Origin of the sequence: Fibrella aestuarina BUZ 2 (assembly GCF_000331105.1) — a bacterium.
GTDB lineage: Bacteria > Bacteroidota > Bacteroidia > Cytophagales > Spirosomataceae > Fibrella > Fibrella aestuarina.
On the sequence record NC_020054.1, the window covers coordinates 1,183,532 to 1,199,235 of the forward strand.

At 55.4% G+C, this 15,704-nt stretch carries 15 protein-coding genes; 5 read left to right on the forward strand and 10 right to left on the reverse strand.

The features are described 5' to 3' along the window. Nucleotides 1-90 precede the first annotated feature (90 nt). Nucleotides 91-1,437, forward strand: coding sequence for an acetyl-CoA carboxylase biotin carboxylase subunit (gene accC, locus FAES_RS04740; protein ID WP_041257557.1), 1,347 nt, complete (start codon nt 91-93; stop codon nt 1,435-1,437). Between the two features lie 87 nt (nt 1,438-1,524). On the opposite strand, the gene FAES_RS29500 is transcribed toward accC, so the two are convergent. From FAES_RS29500 to FAES_RS04755, 3 genes are all read right to left on the reverse strand, one after another. Then, the gene (locus tag FAES_RS29500; protein ID WP_158408749.1) at nt 1,525-1,938 is read right to left on the reverse strand and encodes a LytR/AlgR family response regulator transcription factor; all 414 of its coding nucleotides are present in this window, start codon (nt 1,936-1,938) and stop codon (nt 1,525-1,527) included. A gap of 226 nt (nt 1,939-2,164) precedes the next feature. After that, a complete protein-coding gene (locus tag FAES_RS04750; protein WP_041258588.1) occupies nt 2,165-2,974 on the reverse strand; it encodes an outer membrane beta-barrel protein in 810 nt (269 codons plus the stop codon). Nucleotides 2,975-2,979: 5 nt separating this feature from the next. Further along, nucleotides 2,980-4,332 (reverse strand): SGNH/GDSL hydrolase family protein, encoded by a 1,353-nt coding sequence (locus FAES_RS04755; protein ID WP_015330065.1) that lies wholly within the window; start codon nt 4,330-4,332, stop codon nt 2,980-2,982. Nucleotides 4,333-4,567: 235 nt separating this feature from the next. On the opposite strand from FAES_RS04755, the gene lysM reads away from it, so the two are divergent. Next, nucleotides 4,568-5,044: a peptidoglycan-binding protein LysM gene (gene lysM / locus FAES_RS04760; RefSeq protein ID WP_015330066.1), complete on the forward strand. Its 477-nt coding sequence runs from the start codon at nt 4,568-4,570 to the stop codon at nt 5,042-5,044. A 79-nt stretch (nt 5,045-5,123) separates the two neighbouring features. Here the strand turns inward: lysM and FAES_RS04765 are convergent, their stop codons facing one another. Then, nucleotides 5,124-6,014 carry a DNA/RNA non-specific endonuclease gene (locus FAES_RS04765; RefSeq protein ID WP_015330067.1) on the reverse strand — a complete coding sequence of 297 codons (891 nt, stop codon included), beginning with the start codon at nt 6,012-6,014 and terminating at the stop codon, nt 5,124-5,126. Nucleotides 6,015-6,180: 166 nt separating this feature from the next. On the opposite strand from FAES_RS04765, the gene FAES_RS04770 reads away from it, so the two are divergent. Further along, nucleotides 6,181-8,340 (forward strand): tetratricopeptide repeat protein, encoded by a 2,160-nt coding sequence (locus FAES_RS04770; RefSeq protein WP_015330068.1) that lies wholly within the window; start codon nt 6,181-6,183, stop codon nt 8,338-8,340. A gap of 188 nt (nt 8,341-8,528) precedes the next feature. After that, nucleotides 8,529-9,755 carry a sensor histidine kinase gene (locus tag FAES_RS04775; RefSeq protein ID WP_015330069.1) on the forward strand — a complete coding sequence of 409 codons (1,227 nt, stop codon included), beginning with the start codon at nt 8,529-8,531 and terminating at the stop codon, nt 9,753-9,755. A gap of 2 nt (nt 9,756-9,757) precedes the next feature. Here FAES_RS04775 and FAES_RS04780 read toward each other — a convergent pair whose 3' ends face one another. The 3 genes from FAES_RS04780 to FAES_RS04790 form a co-directional block, all read right to left on the reverse strand. Further along, entirely contained in the window at nt 9,758-10,789 is a 1,032-nt protein-coding gene (locus FAES_RS04780) for a sensor histidine kinase (protein WP_041257559.1), read from the reverse strand. Between the two features lie 122 nt (nt 10,790-10,911). Beyond that, nucleotides 10,912-11,613, reverse strand: coding sequence for a response regulator transcription factor (locus FAES_RS04785; RefSeq protein WP_015330071.1), 702 nt, complete (start codon nt 11,611-11,613; stop codon nt 10,912-10,914). 98 nt (nt 11,614-11,711) lie between these two features. Continuing rightward, the gene (locus FAES_RS04790) at nt 11,712-12,578 is read right to left on the reverse strand and encodes a YjiK family protein (protein WP_015330072.1); all 867 of its coding nucleotides are present in this window, start codon (nt 12,576-12,578) and stop codon (nt 11,712-11,714) included. A gap of 76 nt (nt 12,579-12,654) precedes the next feature. Between FAES_RS04790 and FAES_RS04795 the strand changes: the two genes are divergently transcribed. Beyond that, a complete protein-coding gene (locus tag FAES_RS04795; RefSeq protein WP_015330073.1) occupies nt 12,655-13,806 on the forward strand; it encodes an AI-2E family transporter in 1,152 nt (383 codons plus the stop codon). Here the strand turns inward: FAES_RS04795 and FAES_RS04800 are convergent. From FAES_RS04800 to FAES_RS04810, 3 genes are all read right to left on the reverse strand, one after another. Then, nucleotides 13,803-14,342 carry an NADPH-dependent FMN reductase gene (locus FAES_RS04800; RefSeq protein ID WP_015330074.1) on the reverse strand — a complete coding sequence of 180 codons (540 nt, stop codon included), beginning with the start codon at nt 14,340-14,342 and terminating at the stop codon, nt 13,803-13,805. The genes FAES_RS04795 and FAES_RS04800 overlap by 4 nt on opposite strands. An 80-nt stretch (nt 14,343-14,422) precedes the next feature. Further along, a complete protein-coding gene (locus FAES_RS04805) occupies nt 14,423-15,070 on the reverse strand; it encodes an LON peptidase substrate-binding domain-containing protein (RefSeq protein WP_015330075.1) in 648 nt (215 codons plus the stop codon). An 89-nt stretch (nt 15,071-15,159) separates the two neighbouring features. After that, nucleotides 15,160-15,630, reverse strand: a complete 471-nt coding sequence (locus FAES_RS04810; RefSeq protein WP_051054365.1) for a gliding motility lipoprotein GldH — start codon at nt 15,628-15,630, stop codon at nt 15,160-15,162. Between the last annotated feature and the right edge of the window lie 74 nt (nt 15,631-15,704).

Consider the following 15,704-nt stretch of genomic DNA (forward strand, 5'->3'; position numbering starts at 1 on the left):
AAAGCGTGAAAGAGTGGCTCGCTCTGTATGGGTACGTCCCTACCAAAGCCCGCTCTTTCACTCTTTCGCTCTTTCATTCTATCACTCTTTATGTTTAAGAAAATCCTAATCGCTAACCGGGGCGAGATCGCATTGCGTATCATCCGTACCTGTCGTGAGATGGGCATCCGCACGGTAGCTGTTTACTCAACCGCCGACCGCGATAGCCTGCACGTGCGCTTTGCCGATGAGGCTGTCTGCATCGGTCCGCCAGTAAGTCGCCAATCGTATCTGAATATTCCCAGCATCATTTCGGCTGCGGAAGTAACCGGGGCCGATGCAATTCACCCGGGCTACGGATTCTTATCAGAAAACGCCGAATTCTCGCAAATCTGCGCCGATTACGGCATTAAGTTCATCGGGGCTACAGCCGAGCAAATCAACGCGATGGGCGACAAGGCTACGGCCAAAGCGACCATGAAAGCGGCGGGTGTGCCGGTTATTCCGGGTTCGGAAGGCCTGCTGGAAAGCATCGAGCAGGGCAAAGAGCTGGCTGCTGAGATGGGCTACCCGGTTATCATCAAAGCGACGGCTGGTGGTGGCGGACGTGGCATGCGGATTATCCGGGCCGAAGCTGAGTTTGAGAAAGCCTGGAACGACGCCCGGACCGAAGCCGGTGCTGCCTTTGGTAACGATGGCCTGTACCTGGAGAAGTTTGTCGAGGAGCCCCGCCACATCGAGATTCAGATTGTGGGCGACCAATACGGCAAAGTGTGCCACCTGTCGGAGCGCGATTGCTCGATTCAGCGGCGCCACCAGAAGCTGCTCGAAGAAACGCCTTCCCCCATCATGACCGACGACCTGCGGGAACGCATGGGCGCTGCCGCGATCAAAGGGGCGCAGTCGATTGGCTATGAAGGAGCAGGCACGATCGAGTTTCTGGTCGACAAATACAGCAACTTCTACTTCATGGAAATGAATACCCGTATTCAGGTAGAACACCCGATTACGGAAGAAGTAACCGATTACGATCTGATCAAAGAACAGATCAAAGTGGCTGCCGGCGTGCCTATTTCGGGCAAAAACTACACGCCGAAGCTGTTTGCGCTGGAGTGCCGGATCAACGCCGAAGATCCCGCCAACGGATTCCGCCCGTCGCCGGGTAAGATCACCAACCTGCATATTCCGGGTGGGCACGGTGTGCGTGTGGATAGCCACGTCTATGCGGGCTACACCATTCCGCCCAACTACGACTCGATGATTGCCAAGCTGATCGTATCGGGGCAGTCACGTGAGGAAGTGCTGACACGCATGAAGCGGGCGTTGCAGGAATTTGTCATCGAAGGCATTAAAACCACCATTCCGTTCCACATCAAAATGATGGACGACCCCGGTTTCAAGTCGGGTCAGTTCACGACAGCGTACCTGGATACGTTTGATTTCAGCGTATTGAAATAAGAAGACCTTACAGGTTTCCAAAACCTGTAAGGCCTGAAAAGCCCCGCCGGAGCAATCTGGCGGGGCTTTGTCGTTCAGGTACGTTGCCTAGTTTGTTAACTCGGCCTGATAGGCGCGAATCTGCCGACGGGTTGAGGTGATCCGTCGCCGTGAAATGCTGATCGTCTGCCCGTTTTTCAGGTGAAGGTGCGGTTCGTCGCCAAACCGTACGTCGAGCAGGTACGTTAGGTTGACGAGGGTCGATTTATGCACCCGGCAAAATGGCGAGCCAACCAGATCGGCTTCAAGCCGTTTCAGGTTCTTGGCAACCAGATACCGGCGTTTGTCGCGGGTGTGAATGAAGGTGTAATTGCTGGCTCCTTCCAGCCAGACGATATCGGTGGCGGCCACCTGCACAAGCTGATTGCGGAATGGCAGTGACAGCTTCGGCACGTGGATGGGCGTGGCAATTGGCCGGACAGGTTGCGGCGAGGCGACAGGGGCGTGGCATATGTGGATCATTGTTAGAGGGCGTTGTTGCTGTTCGAGCGAGGAAGATGCTGTAAAACTAGAACCGCGCGTGCGCCCCCTAAACCAGTATCCGTTGAACTGGTAGAAACACGCCCTAAAGCGTAACATTAGCTGCATTAACTGAGCTACACCAACTGAATAGGGCTGGCCAGCCACACCAAAAAAAAGCCACCGCTCAACCCTGAGCGGTGGCTTCGAAAGCCGCGTAACGTAGCGGCTACGGGATCTTCAGCCCAACCGTAACGGTGGCTATACCCAGAAACCCTTTGATGTTGGCATCGCGGTAAACGCCCCCTGCCGGTACGGCATAGCGAACGTCGACATCCAGAAACTTCAGTGGTGAAACGCCCAGACCTGCTTCGAGCGCCCACGTGAAACGCTTCACTTGCAGGTTAGCGGCTTCGCGAAGGCTCAGCAGATTGGTTGTTTCTTCCGTAGCCGGAATGGCAATGGCGGTGCCGAAACCGATTGCTGTATTTGGGTTCACCTGCCCCTGCGTGCTGCGTACTGCCTGCGACTTATTGACGAAAATAAGCGAGGGTCCAATGTAGGCGCGCAGCCGATCTTTCAGGATACGCCGCCCAAACAGGACAGGTACGTTGAATGACTCGATCGACGATTCGGACGTTACGTCGACTGTGGCATTGAGCAGACCGGGCGCAAAGCTGAGTGGTAAACGAGCCGCCAACGACGGATTGGCGTTGACGTCGAGCGTTGCGTTGGTTTTCTGCTTCAACAAATACCGGTTATACGATACCTCAAGCTGAATGTAGCCTTTGCGGCTGGCATTGTTAAAACGGGTGAATGCACCGAATGAATAGCCGGTGCCGACGCCGTTGTTTTTATTCTCAAGCTGCGGCACCTGTACGCCCACGATACTTGTTGGCTGAGCCGGAATCGTGGTATATCCGTGAACGAAGGTAGCTCCACCTTTGATACCTACCTCAATGGAACGAGTGGGTAATTGCGCCATTGCCGCCGTTGAGCTAAGCACAAGCGCGGCCAGTATGTATGCGTGTTTTTTCATCTTCATTAAGGTTGAACCAGCACTTTGCGGTAACGCGAGGCGTCGATTTCGGGGAGTAGGGTGTTGTATTTGGCGGCGATGGCTTTCTGAATTTCGTTGGCTACGAGTGCCTGGCCGGCTGCGGTAAAGTGAATGCCATCGAGGCCAATCGTACCGCCCAGAATGTAGCCAATACCAAATGAGGTGCCATTGACCGTGAGGCCAGACGTCAGTTGGTTGATCAGCGTCGACAGATCGGTCCAGGCCAGGCCACGTGCATCGGCCTGCGCCTTCATGATCCCGTTGTACTCATCAATTTTCGCATTCAGCGCGGTTACCTCCTCTGCGTCGAGCACCGAGGCGTTGGCCAGCGGGTTGGTAAGCGAGAGGCCATAGGGGCCAACTTTCGTGCCCACGTCGGTACGACCGATCGTTGCGTAGTCGGCTTGTTGGTTCAACAGAAGCAAATCGCCCTCTTTGGAGGCGCGGACGCCCTGCGCGGCCAGCGGCGACTGAATAACGAAGGCCGTTATGGCGGGAGCCCCGGGGGTTGCTTTCTGTACCGCCGCGTTAACCTGCGCCAGCACCTGCGCCAGTGTTACGGTGCGGAAGAAAGGAGCTACCGTAATTTTAGGAATACCAATTACAACGCCTTTGCGGCCTCCGTTGCTCAACACGTTCAGCAGCGCTTCTGAGTTGGCCGTAAACAGCGTCGTCGGGGTGAAGGCCGTTACGCCACCCGACGTAGCGTAACCCAGCGCATCGTTGTTGCCCATAAAGCTGGAGAAGAACGTGGCCCCGTTGACCTGATTGGTCACAAATTGCAGGTACGTCTGGGTTGAGTTGTCGGGCAGCAGGCGCTCGAAATAGGGGTTACCCAGCGCGGTGCCATAGCCCGGTGTCTGGATGTCGCTCATCCGGATGCCCGGCACGCCCAGGTTGTTGAGTGGGTACGTCGTATACTTGGTATACAAGGGCCGCCCATTTACCAGCGTACGAACAGCCTGAGGCGCTACCAGCGACGTGACCGGCAGGCCACCGCTAGCGGCCGTTGGCAGGCTGGTCAGCTTAAGGTAGCCCGTCCCGTTGGCTTGGTCAGTCGAAAACAGGGGTTGTACAAAGTTGCCACCACCAACCAGCTTGAATTGCTGCGAGAGAATGTAGGGGTAGCTATTGAGTTGTCCGTCGCGGTAGAGACCACCGTCCATAAAACCGGCTGTCAATGAATTGCCAACAGCCACATAGCGGGCAAAGCTGGCTGTCCCGCGCGATAGGGGGTCCACACGGCGGGCCAGGTCGTTTTCATAACAACCGGCCAGACCCGCCACCAGGCCCACAAGGGCTGCCAGGCGGACAGGCTGAGTTAATCGCATGTGCATGAGGTAGATTGTGAAAAATAGAAGAAAAAATTAGCTTGAAGAATTACACAAAGATAACAGAGGGCTCAGGCCGTTTACAGACGTAGGATAGGTTTTAACCATAGTTTTATGCCTCGCCAAGCCTACCGATGTTGTTACTTCTGAACAATGGGCTCGTCTGAGTGTTGGTTTGTTTGGTGAAATGAAGTTGTTTGCACCATGAATCAGTATGTTTAACACTTAATCAATTCTACGCATGGGTCTCTTAAGTTTTTTCAAAGGCGTTGGCGAAAAAGTTTTCGGCAAACACGAAGAGGAAGTTCCGGCCGCTACTCCTAACCAACCTGCCGATCCCGAGCCGCTGAAAGCCAGTGCGCTGCTTAACCACGTGAAGCAACTGGGCCTGCCCTACCAGACCCTGACGGTTAAAACCAAAGGCGACACCGTAACACTGGAAGGTCGGGTAGCCAAGCAGGAAGATGCCGAAAAACTGGCGTTGGCCGTTGGTAACGTGGAAGGCGTAACCGTGGTTGACAACCAGTTGCAGGTCGACAACCCGGAGCCGGAAGGGCAGTTCCACACGGTTGAAGAAGGCGACACGCTGTCGGCCATCTCGAAAAAAGTATACGGTGATCCTATGAAGTACGGCATCATCTTCGAGGCCAATAAGCCCATGCTGAAAAGCCCCGATCTCATCTATCCCGGTCAGGTGCTGCGTATTCCGCGCCTGTAAGTAAAAGCGACTATAAAACCGGCGATCGGTAGCCGACTGTTGCCTGAGGCAAGTCAGCTACCGATCGCCGGTTTTTGTATTAATAACCCGTAGCCGTTTGGCGTTTCAGCGCCAGTTGAACGTCGGGCGGCAGGTTGGTGAAGAAGCGCAGACCCGTGCGCTGTTCCAACTCACCGACGGTCAACCGGTAAGTTGTCCATGACTGCCCCGAGGCCGATTGTTGATTGGGCATCAGCACGGCTACCGCCTGTGTATTGGCGTTGATACGCTGAAGGTCGTTGTCGCCGTTGGGCAGAATAAGCAGCACTTTCCAGCAATAAGCCGGTACCGTGATTTTGCCATTGGCCAGGCTGCTTGCCTCGCCCTGCTCCCCCGAGCCGCCCGTGCCGGTTACGCCCGCCACGATGTACACCTCATTGCCCGTATCCAACTGTTTGCGGGCGTAATCTTCCAACGATTTCCAGACGCCCCGGTTCAGGTTAGGTGCTTGCGGCACGACGTTTGATAGGACAAACGTGGCCGCGTTGGCTTCAGGGCTGTTGTCGCGGTCTTCGGACGGACAAAGGTGCCCCCGGTCAAAGCCAGTGCGTTCATAATCAGCGCTTCGTACGGTCGAATAGCCCGCTGGCAGGTCGGGGTCAGGTCGAAAGGCTTTGCTCCTTGGCGCATCGCCGCGCCAGGTTTGGTCGAGGTGCCAGCTTACCCAGTTGGCAATGCCCCGGCCCCGGTTAAACGACAGCGTGAACTGTGGCTTCACCAGCAGGTAGTTGTCGGGATCGACCGTAGTGGCCTCGCTTGGGTTACCCAGCGTGAGGTGCTCGCTGATTGGCGTTTGCGTACCGGGCTGCCCTTTGTTGCCGGTCGATGGACCTACGGGCCTGTGTAAACAGCCGTTGAGCAGGAGCAGAAGGCCTACCCAAAGCAGGTGTCTGGGCTGTCGATTACACCCAACCATTGATTTTGTTACCATACTTGTAGAACTTTACTTTAGGAAGCCTGTGAAAAGGCCGCTTCCTCACCTAAAACGTACCTAACTAATAAATTACGATGTGCGCGCTGCGATTTACTGCTTGTGCCAACAGAGGCTGATGAGTTAACTCGCAGGCCGCACATTCTGATTCATTTTAACCCAAAGCATGAGTAAAAAGAAGCAGCCGGTGAGCCAACGCCCCGGCTCTGGCGCGCCGCAGAATCCCGCCCCGCGCCCTTCGGCGCCGCCTACGCAACGTACCCAGCCGGTGGTCACTATTCCACCGCGACCCAGCGCCCCCACCGCGTCGGATCTGCCCATTGAGCGGACACCCGTTGCGTGGTGGCCGTTGCTGGCACTGGCCGCCATCGGTGTGCTGATCTACGCTAACACGTTTGGTCACCAGTATGCGCTCGACGACATCGCGGCCATCGGGCAAAACCTGTTCGTGAAAAACGGGTTGAAAGGCTTGCCCGACCTCATGCGCACGGAGTTCTGGCACTTCAGCAATATCTCGCTGGGTTATTACCGCCCGCTGTCGCTGATCACGTTTGCACTGGAACAGGAATTTTTCGGCGATAAACACCCTGAATACAGCCATCAGATCAACGCCGTCTTGTATGGCCTTACGGGCCTGAGCATTGGGGCGTTGCTGCAAAAATGGTTACCGGGTAAAACCGTAATGGCGTTCCTGATCGGGCTGGCGTTCATCACGCATCCCATTCACACCGAGATCGTAGCCAACATCAAAGGCCGCGATGAACTGCTGAGCTTCCTGTTTATCTCGCTCATGCTGCTGACCTACTGGAAACAGCTCGAAGCTAAAACCTCGTTCTGGTACCAGGGCCCCACGTCGGATATGGCGCTGGGCGGCGTGCTCACGGTCTTCAACGTGGTAGGCGGCTGGGTAATCGGGAGCAGCCTGCTGGTCAACTCGTTCGGGGCTACGGCGGGTGGCGTGATCGGCGTGCTGGTGATGGCGGGGCTATCAACCACTTGGGTAGGGCTGGCCTGTGCGTCGCTGTACTTCGCGTTCCTCTCGAAAGAATCGTCGATCGTGAGTTTGGCCCTGATCCCGGCCATGCAGTACTGGTTTGCCCGCCGCAACGTGGTGCGCTCGATGGTGAGCCTGTGGCCATTCCTGATCATCGCCGCTGTGTTTTTCTACCAGAAAAAGCAGATGATCGGTACGTTGAGCGGCAACCCGCCCACCGACTGGGCCAACTACCCCTACGCGATCCTGAATACCAAGACCTCGACGATGTTTAAATTCTTCGTCTGGTACATCAAACTGTTGATCCTGCCGCATCCGCTTGTCTACGACTATTCGTACAACGTAATCCCGACGGGTGGCAAGAGCGATCTGCTCTCGTGGCTGGGCTTCTTCAGCATGATTGGTCTCATTGTGCTCACCTGGATCGGTTTCCGGCGGCGGACGCTGTGGGGCTTCGGGCTGTTCTGGTTCTTTGTCACGATGGCACCGGGGCTGGGCTTTATCTATAGCCGGGGCGGTATCCTGGCCGAACGTTTCCTGTATGCAGCCGTGATGGGTTTTGCCTTTGTGCTGGTCTGGGCTGTGCAGGCGTTGGTAGAGAAATTAGGCGTAGCCAAGCCGAAGGAGGACGTACCCAGCGAACCGGCAGGTACGTTGGCAGCGCGGCCAAGCCTGGCCATGAATTACCTGCCGCTGGCGGCCATCCTGGCGGTGGTGTGCGGGCTGTATTCATTCAAGACAGTCACCCGCAACCCGGATTGGGAAAATAACTTCGTTCTGTTTAACTCGGCTCTGCCCTATGCGCCCACGAGCTGTCAGGTGCAGCGCCACGTGGCGAATGAATGGATCGAGAAAGGGCTGAAAGAACGCGCCAAGATCGACACGGCCAATAGCCGGCTGGTGCGCTACCAGACCAAGCCCGATTCGGTAAAGAAATACCAGGCGATGCTGGGCGAATACAATAAGGAAACGAGCAAATACGCCCGCTGGGCGCTGGATCACCTCCAGGAGTCGTGCCGGATCTACCCCAATTTCGGCGAATCGTATTTTTCAATGGCCTACGTGTTCCAGCGGATCACGCCCAACGTCGACTCTGCCAAGTACTATTACAAGCAGACCATCCGGGCGGCTTCGTCCTATGCGCCTGCTTACAACAACCTTGGCGTGATCTACCAAAACGAAGGGAAGTATCAGTTGGCCTCGTATTATTACAACAAGTCGATGGAAGTAAACCCGGCTTATCAGGATGGTAAAAACAACTACGCCGCCCTGAAAAAAGCGACGGGTCTCGATGTCCGTTTTCTTCCTGATTCGGTGATTCGGGCCAATTAATTCAATCTAATTTGCTTGGTACACGGAGAGCAGCCTATCCAGTCGGATAGGCTGCTCTCCGTGTATTTATACTAGGCTATCCGTACATCTTGTCAGATTGTTATTGGATTGAGTATACTAGGAGTTACTCTACGCCCAACTGCCCGTCTGAAGACGAAGACTTCTACCACTTGCCCTCTGTTCACTTTATGAATACGCCGCCACCAACCCCCCTTACCAATAGCCTCATTCAGCCGGCGGAGGGCTCCCCGGCCCACGAATCGGGCGTTGAGCAATTGCTCGACATGCGAGCGAAGCTGCTGATTCGGGAGGCCCAATTGAGCCAGGCGCAACGGATGGCTGGCATGGCTAGTTGGGAATGGTATTTTGGGGATACCAAGATTCGCTGGAGCCCCGAGATGTATGTATTCTGGGGGTATGAACCCAACGAGATTGAGGTCGATCTGGCCACTGTAGCTCAATCCACGCACCCAGGCGACTTGCCTGTTCTGGAGGCGGCTGTCGCGAAAGCGTTACAGGGCGACGATCTGGAGATGGAATACCGGCGGTACGACAAGTTTGGCCGCGAGATTTACATCCATACCATCGGGCGTATTGTGCACGACGAGGCCGGGAAGGCAATTGGGGTGTTTGGCGTCGACATGAACATCACCCGGCAAAAAGAGCAGGAGCGTCAATTGCGTGAACTTAATGAAACGTTGGCCCGGCAAAACCAGCAACTGGAGCAGCGAAACGCCGAATTGAGTTCGTTTACCCACGTAGCCAGTCACGATTTGCAGGAACCACTCCGCAAAATCAAGAGCTTCAACCAGATGATTCTGGATCAGGAGGCCGAACGGCTGTCGGAGCGTGGGCGTGAGTTTTTCAAGCGCTCCATCGGCGCGGCAGCCCGCATGCAGGAGCTGATTCATGACCTGCTCAACTATGCTCGTATCAACGGCGCCGAGCACGTCTCCGAAACGTTTAGTCTGGCTGATCTGGTCACTGAAGTGCAGACCGATTTGCAGGAAGCCATCACCAAAAGCCAGGCGGTTATACGGCTATCCGAGTTACCCGAGATCACGGCCGTCCGGTTCATGTTTGGGCAGCTGCTGCAAAACCTGCTGAGCAATGCGCTTAAGTTTCACCGCCCCGGCCAGCCGCCCGTCGTCACGATCAGCCATCAATACTTGCCTGCCAGCAACGAACACGAACTGACGATCAGCGACGAAGGCATCGGGTTTTCGCCCCAATATCGCGAACGGATATTTCAGCTGTTTCAGCGGCTTCATTCCCAGAGTGAATACCCCGGAACGGGCATCGGGCTCGCCATCTGCCAACGGGTCATGCATAACCACGGCGGCTCCATCGAGGCGCACAGCCAGCCGGGCGAGGGTGCTACCTTTGTGATGCGTTGGCCGTTGGCAAACGCCTGAGGCTATTCCTTGTCCAGCTTAAAGCGGAATTCGGTCCCTTTCTCGAGGCGGCTCAACACCGTGATCTTCGATTTGTGGGCGTTCAAAATGTGCTTCACAATGGCGAGGCCCAGCCCGGTACCGCCCTGCTCTTTGGAGCGGCTCTTTTCAACGCGATAAAACCGCTCGAAGATGCGGCTGAGGTGCTCGGGCGGAATGCCGGGGCCGTCGTCTTTCACCGATACCTGAATGTGCTTTTTGCCGTCTTCATCGAGCGCAACGATCACGCGGCCGTTGTCGTTGCCGTATTTGACAGCGTTCTGAATCAGGTTGATCATCACCTGGGTCATGCGTTGCCGGTCGGCCTTGACCCAGATCGGGCCCTGGGGGGCTTTAAGCCTCAGGCTGGTCGTACGGGCGCGGGCCAGACTTTCTAGTTGCTCGAAAATTTCTTCGATTAATTGCCGCATATCCACGCGCTCAAAATGCATGCGCAACTCGCCGGTTTCAAGCTGCGAAAGCGCCACCAGGTCTTTCACGAGCGCATCGAGGCCGTCGAGGCTGCGGGCGGCTTTGGCCAGGAACTTGTCGCGCACGAACTCATCGTCCACCGCCCCGTCGATCAGGGTGTGAATAAAGCCCTGCGCAGCAAAAATGGGGGTCTTCAACTCATGCGATACATCGGCCAGAAACTCCCGCCGAAACTGCTCCATCCGTTTCAACTCGTCGATCTCCCGCTGCTTTTTGGCGACGTACACGAAAATCTCGTCGTTCAGCTTTTTAAACGGATTGCCTGTTTTCAGGATGGATTTGCGCGATATGGAGAAGTCTTTGACCTTCAGCCGGCGGATGGCGTCATAGAGCTTCGTGATTTCGCGGTACACCAGAATATCGATGGTGTACATGACCAGAAAAAACGACAGCAGAAACGACGACGTACCTACGACAAACAGCATACTGCCCGTTGTGCCCGGCACAAAGGCCAGAAAGGCCATCGTCAGCCCCGCAATGAGCAGGGCCAGCAAGAGGGCAATAATGCGGGGAGATAAGGACATGTGACAGAAAACCATGTAGCGCCGCAACCCCTTGCGGCTCACTGGCGTCAGCAAACTAATGCGTCAGCAGTACGGGTAAACAGCCTGCCACTGACGCCAGTGAGCCGCAAGGGGTTGCGGCGCTACGCGATTTCAAACATATACCCCACGCCTTTCAGCGTTCGGATATAGCCTTCGCCGATTTTTTCGCGGAGTTTACGAATGTGCACGTCGACAGTGCGTTCGAGGACGTAAATATCGGCACCCCAAATTTTTTGTAGCAATTCTTCGCGGCTAAAGACTTTGTTGGGCGTTTGGGCCAGGTGGAAAAACAGTTCAAACTCTTTCTTCGGCAAGATGATCGTCTGATCGCCTCGGTTCACCGAGTAGTTCTGCCGGTTGATGGTCAGGTCGGCAATCTGAATCAGGTCGCCGGTATCGGCTTTCTGGGCTTCTCGACGAAACAGCGCGTTGATACGGCTCATCAGCGCGCGGGGTTTGATGGGCTTGGTGATATAATCATCGGCGCCCACTTCAAAGGCCGCTACTTCCGAATATTCTTCCGAACGGGCCGTCAGGTAAAGGATGTAGGTATTGCGCAGTTCCGGAATGGCACGGAGTTGCCGACCGGCTTCGATCCCATCGAGGTGGGGCATCATGATGTCCATCAGCACCAGCTCGGGTGTGAAGGTTTTGGCTTGTTCAACGGCCTTACGGCCATCAGGAGCCGTTTCAACGTCGTAACCCTCCTTGCGAAGGTTATATTCCAGCAGTTCAACGATATCGGGGTCGTCATCGACGACCAGTACACGATGGGCTTGCTGAGAGGCTTTTGCCGTACTCATTGGCTTGTGCAGAAGGATGGTCTACGCCCCGAAGTTAGGCGGCATTGCGAATACGTTAAGAGCCAGCTTTACAGACTTAACACAAAGATAACGTTTGCTTAACGACGACGAAGCCGGTAAAGCCACCCCCGTTCGTTGCTGATTAACAGGTCGGTATCGTTCAGGAAGACAATCGCTTCGGTTTGGCTGCGGGGTAGCCGAAGGCAGCCCGTTGGCCGCCCCAGCCGGCCCGACGTACCCAGATCGAAGAACAGGATTTTGCCATACGTCAACACGGCCAGCGTTTGCCCCGCCCGCCCATCCGTAGCCGGGCTGATGGCCGCGCCTGTGACCATCGACTTGATAAAAACCGAATCGAGTGGAGCCAGCTGATACGTGCCCGCGCGGGCTGGCACGCCGTAGAGACGTACCTGATGGCCAGACCGGTTTTTTGATAACAGGAATAAACTGTCGGTGCGGTAAAAAACCGCTTCGCAGTCGAAATTGCGCCCCGGCTTCGTCGCCCGATCAGGCGGGAAAGCAAGCTGGTCGGCGTAGCTTATGGCTAGCGTCGCTGTATGGTTGCCAGCCCGATCGACCTGATGTATGGCCAGGTCACGCCGTGTGTTGGCGTTATTGCCCAGATCGGCGATGAACAGGCGGGACGTATCGGCCTGCGTCAACTCTTCCCAATCCGTATTGCGCAACGACGGGAAGGGAAGCGAATCGAGCAAGGTCCCCGTAGCCACGTCGACCCCATACAAGGTAGGCCGCCCACCGCCGTCGTTGTGGGTCCAGATGGTGCGGCCGTCGGCGGTTCGGCGTGCCAACCCGGAGCTTTCATTGACAACGCGCGGCAGGCGGGCCAGCCGTTCGATCTGGTACTGGGAACGTACCCGGGCTACGCCTAATCGCCTGACTTCGGGCGCACACGAACAAAATCCGACCTTTACGCCAAAAAATACGTTAAGCAACCAGTGAAACATAAATCAGTTATTGAAGTATATACTACTAAGTAGGAGATAATCTCCACTGGTGATTGAGGTCATTACAAACAAGCGCATGATCAATCGAGCTACAGAAGTTCAACAGCCGTTTTACATCCAACTGGCGGCTGTACTAACCTCAACCCTAATTCTGATCTACGGGTTGTATGAATTGCAGACGTTGCTGATACCGCTGGTATTTGCCATTCTGTTTTCGGTCCTGCTCTATCCACTCTGTTTGCGGCTCGAAAAATGGCGTATACCCCGTATCGCGGCTGTCTTGCTGTGTCTGGTCCTGACGCTGGCTGTCATCTCCACGTTGTTGTATGCGGTCACCATTCAGATCAGCAACTTCTCGGAAGTGCTGCCTCAGCTTATTCAGAAAGGCAACAACGCGCTCGACAAGCTGCAAACCTACGCCGACGCTAATTTCAACATTGACCGTAAGCGGCAGATGACCGAGGGACGCAAGTACCTGAATAGCCTGCTGGAATCGGGCGGCGCCATGCTGACGTCTACGCTGCTGGCCACCACCAGTACGATTACCGACATCTTCATCGTACTGCTGTTTATCTTTTTCTTTCTGCTTTACCGCGACTTTTTCCGGTCGTTTTTCTACAAGGTATTTGGCCACACCCGGCGCACCAAGGTAGACACCGTGCTGGGGCGCATTTATGAGGTGGTGAAAGATTACCTGGCCGGCCTCGTGCTGGTGATTCTGGTAACGGGCACCCTGATGACCATCGGCCTGATGATCTTGGGCGTCGATTACGCTATCTTCTTCGGCTTCTTCGGGGCCTGCCTGGTGTTGATTCCTTATTTCGGTATCTCGCTGGGGTCGCTGCTACCCGCTGCCTACACCCTCGTCACGCAAGACAATCCATTGAAGGCGCTGGGCGTCATTGGCGTCTTTCTGTTCGTGCAAGCCATCGAAGGCAACTTCATCACGCCCTACATCGTGGGGTCGAAGGTGAGCATCAATCCCCTCGCTGCTATTATTGCGCTGTTGGTTTGGGAGAAATTGTGGGGCTTGCCGGGTCTGGTACTGGCGCTGCCGCTGACGGCCATCATCAAAGTGATTTTCGACGCCGTCGAACCAATGACGCCCTACGGTTTCCTGCTGGGCGAAGCGGAAAAACCACGACCACCCATTAAAAACCTGCAGCAACTGACCGACCAATTGCCCAAACGGGTGAAGAAAGTGGGGCAGGTGGATGAAAAAGATTAGCGGCTAAGCAGGACCGTGAAGGCATCTACCAGTTGGGCAAGCGCCATTTCCGTGGGTACGTCGGTAAGGTGACCGTCGGGCGCTAATTTGCCTCGGACACCACTGATGAGCAGCGTCGTGGCGGGTGTGAAGCGGGCCTGCAACGTACCTACAACCAGTTGCAGGGCATCGTGTGCTTTCTCGCCCGATGCCGAAGCCGTAACCAGGGCGGTGGGCTTATCGGTGAGCAGGGTTGTCGATACCAGCCATTCCAGTAGGTTTTTCAGGCTACCCGGCAGACTGAACACATATTCAGGGGTGCAGATGATGACGCCATCGGCGGCCTCGATCGCCGCTCGAAGTACGGATACCTGTTCAGGTACGTTGCCGCGATTGAGGTCCGGGTTGAAATGCGGCAGCTGATCGAGCTGGTTGTAAAACGTCATGTTCCAGCGGTCGCCCGCCAGTGCTGCCATTATCCGCAGCAACTGCGCATTCGACGAGTCGGCCCGCGTGCTCCCCGAAATGGCCAGTATGTGTTTGGGTACGTTGTTCATGTCTTGCTGCTGATACGTAGCCAACTACTGAATATAATCCATTCGGGTTCCTGAGCGATGCGTGCGAACGGAGCAGTACGTCAGAAATTCAGTGGATCGAGGTTTTTGAAATGGCCGTTCATGCGGATGCGCTCTTTGGTCCGTTCCATGTCAAACACCACCGGAATCACTTTGTCGAGGTGGCGGATCAGGAAACGCTGCCGCTCGCCTTCGGTACTCAGCGTCAGCAGTTCATATTCCTGCTCAATGGAGAGCCCCACCTTGTGCGCAATCCGGTACGAAAACTGGTCGGGTGGCGTCAGGCTGTAGTCGGCCTCGATTTGAAGCAGATCGTACAGTTTCACCAACCGGTCGAGCAACTGAGTCAGGTACTGGCCCCCGCCCGAGGCCCGCAGTTCCTCGTCGGGGTTGATTTCCACGGGTTGCACATGGCCACCGGCATACAGCTTGTCGGCGACCGGATTCTGAAAATCGACCAGCCGAAAAACGCGGATGCCTTTCGTTTTCACGTCGAGGCGCCCGTCGTCGTAGCGTTTGTGCAGCGCCGTAATGTGTACTTCGGTGCCGTAACCGGGCATTTTATTGTCGACATAAGCCGGAATGCCAAACGTCTTTTCTTCGTCGAGGCACTCGTTGATTAGCTGCCGATAGCGCGGCTCGAAGATGTGCAGGTTGAGGTCTTCGCCGGGGTAAACGATCAAACTAAGCGGGAATAAGGGCAGAAACATAACGAGAGAAGAGAAGAAGTGTAAACAGCCTATGTTCGAGTAGCAATCGGTTTAAACCGATTGCTACTCGAACATAGGCCACTCTTTATTTATTGGGCTTTTTCCACGCTGATCCCAACGCTGACCACGTCGGGGAGGGGGTCCTGGCGCATATATTGTTTGATCCGAAACGCATACGTACCTGGCTTCGGAAACCGGTAGGCCCGCTTCATCAGCACCTTGTTGTCATAGAGATCGCCCAGCCCTTTGCCGCGCGGTTTGCCGGTTTTGGGGTCCATCAGAATCAGCTCGTCGAGGCGCGATTCCAGCTCTTTGCCCCGCTCGTCGGTGAGGTAGCGTGTCAGGTATAAGTTGTAATACGGATACGTGAGGTTGTTGCGCAGGGTATAATAAATATCGTAGGGCTGGCTGGCGTCGGTAATCTGAAAACGGAAGGTAGGCGTGTTCTTTACAAACCACTTCCCATCCTCGATGTCGGCATTTTCTTTATAGACTACATTGGGGTCATGGCAGGCCCAACAGGTAAGGCCTATAAACAGCCCGGTCAAAAGTCGTATCATTGGCAGGTAGCGATGCATATGTGTACAAAGCTACTTACGAAAAGAGGATGCTGGTTATTGGATACCAAACCCGC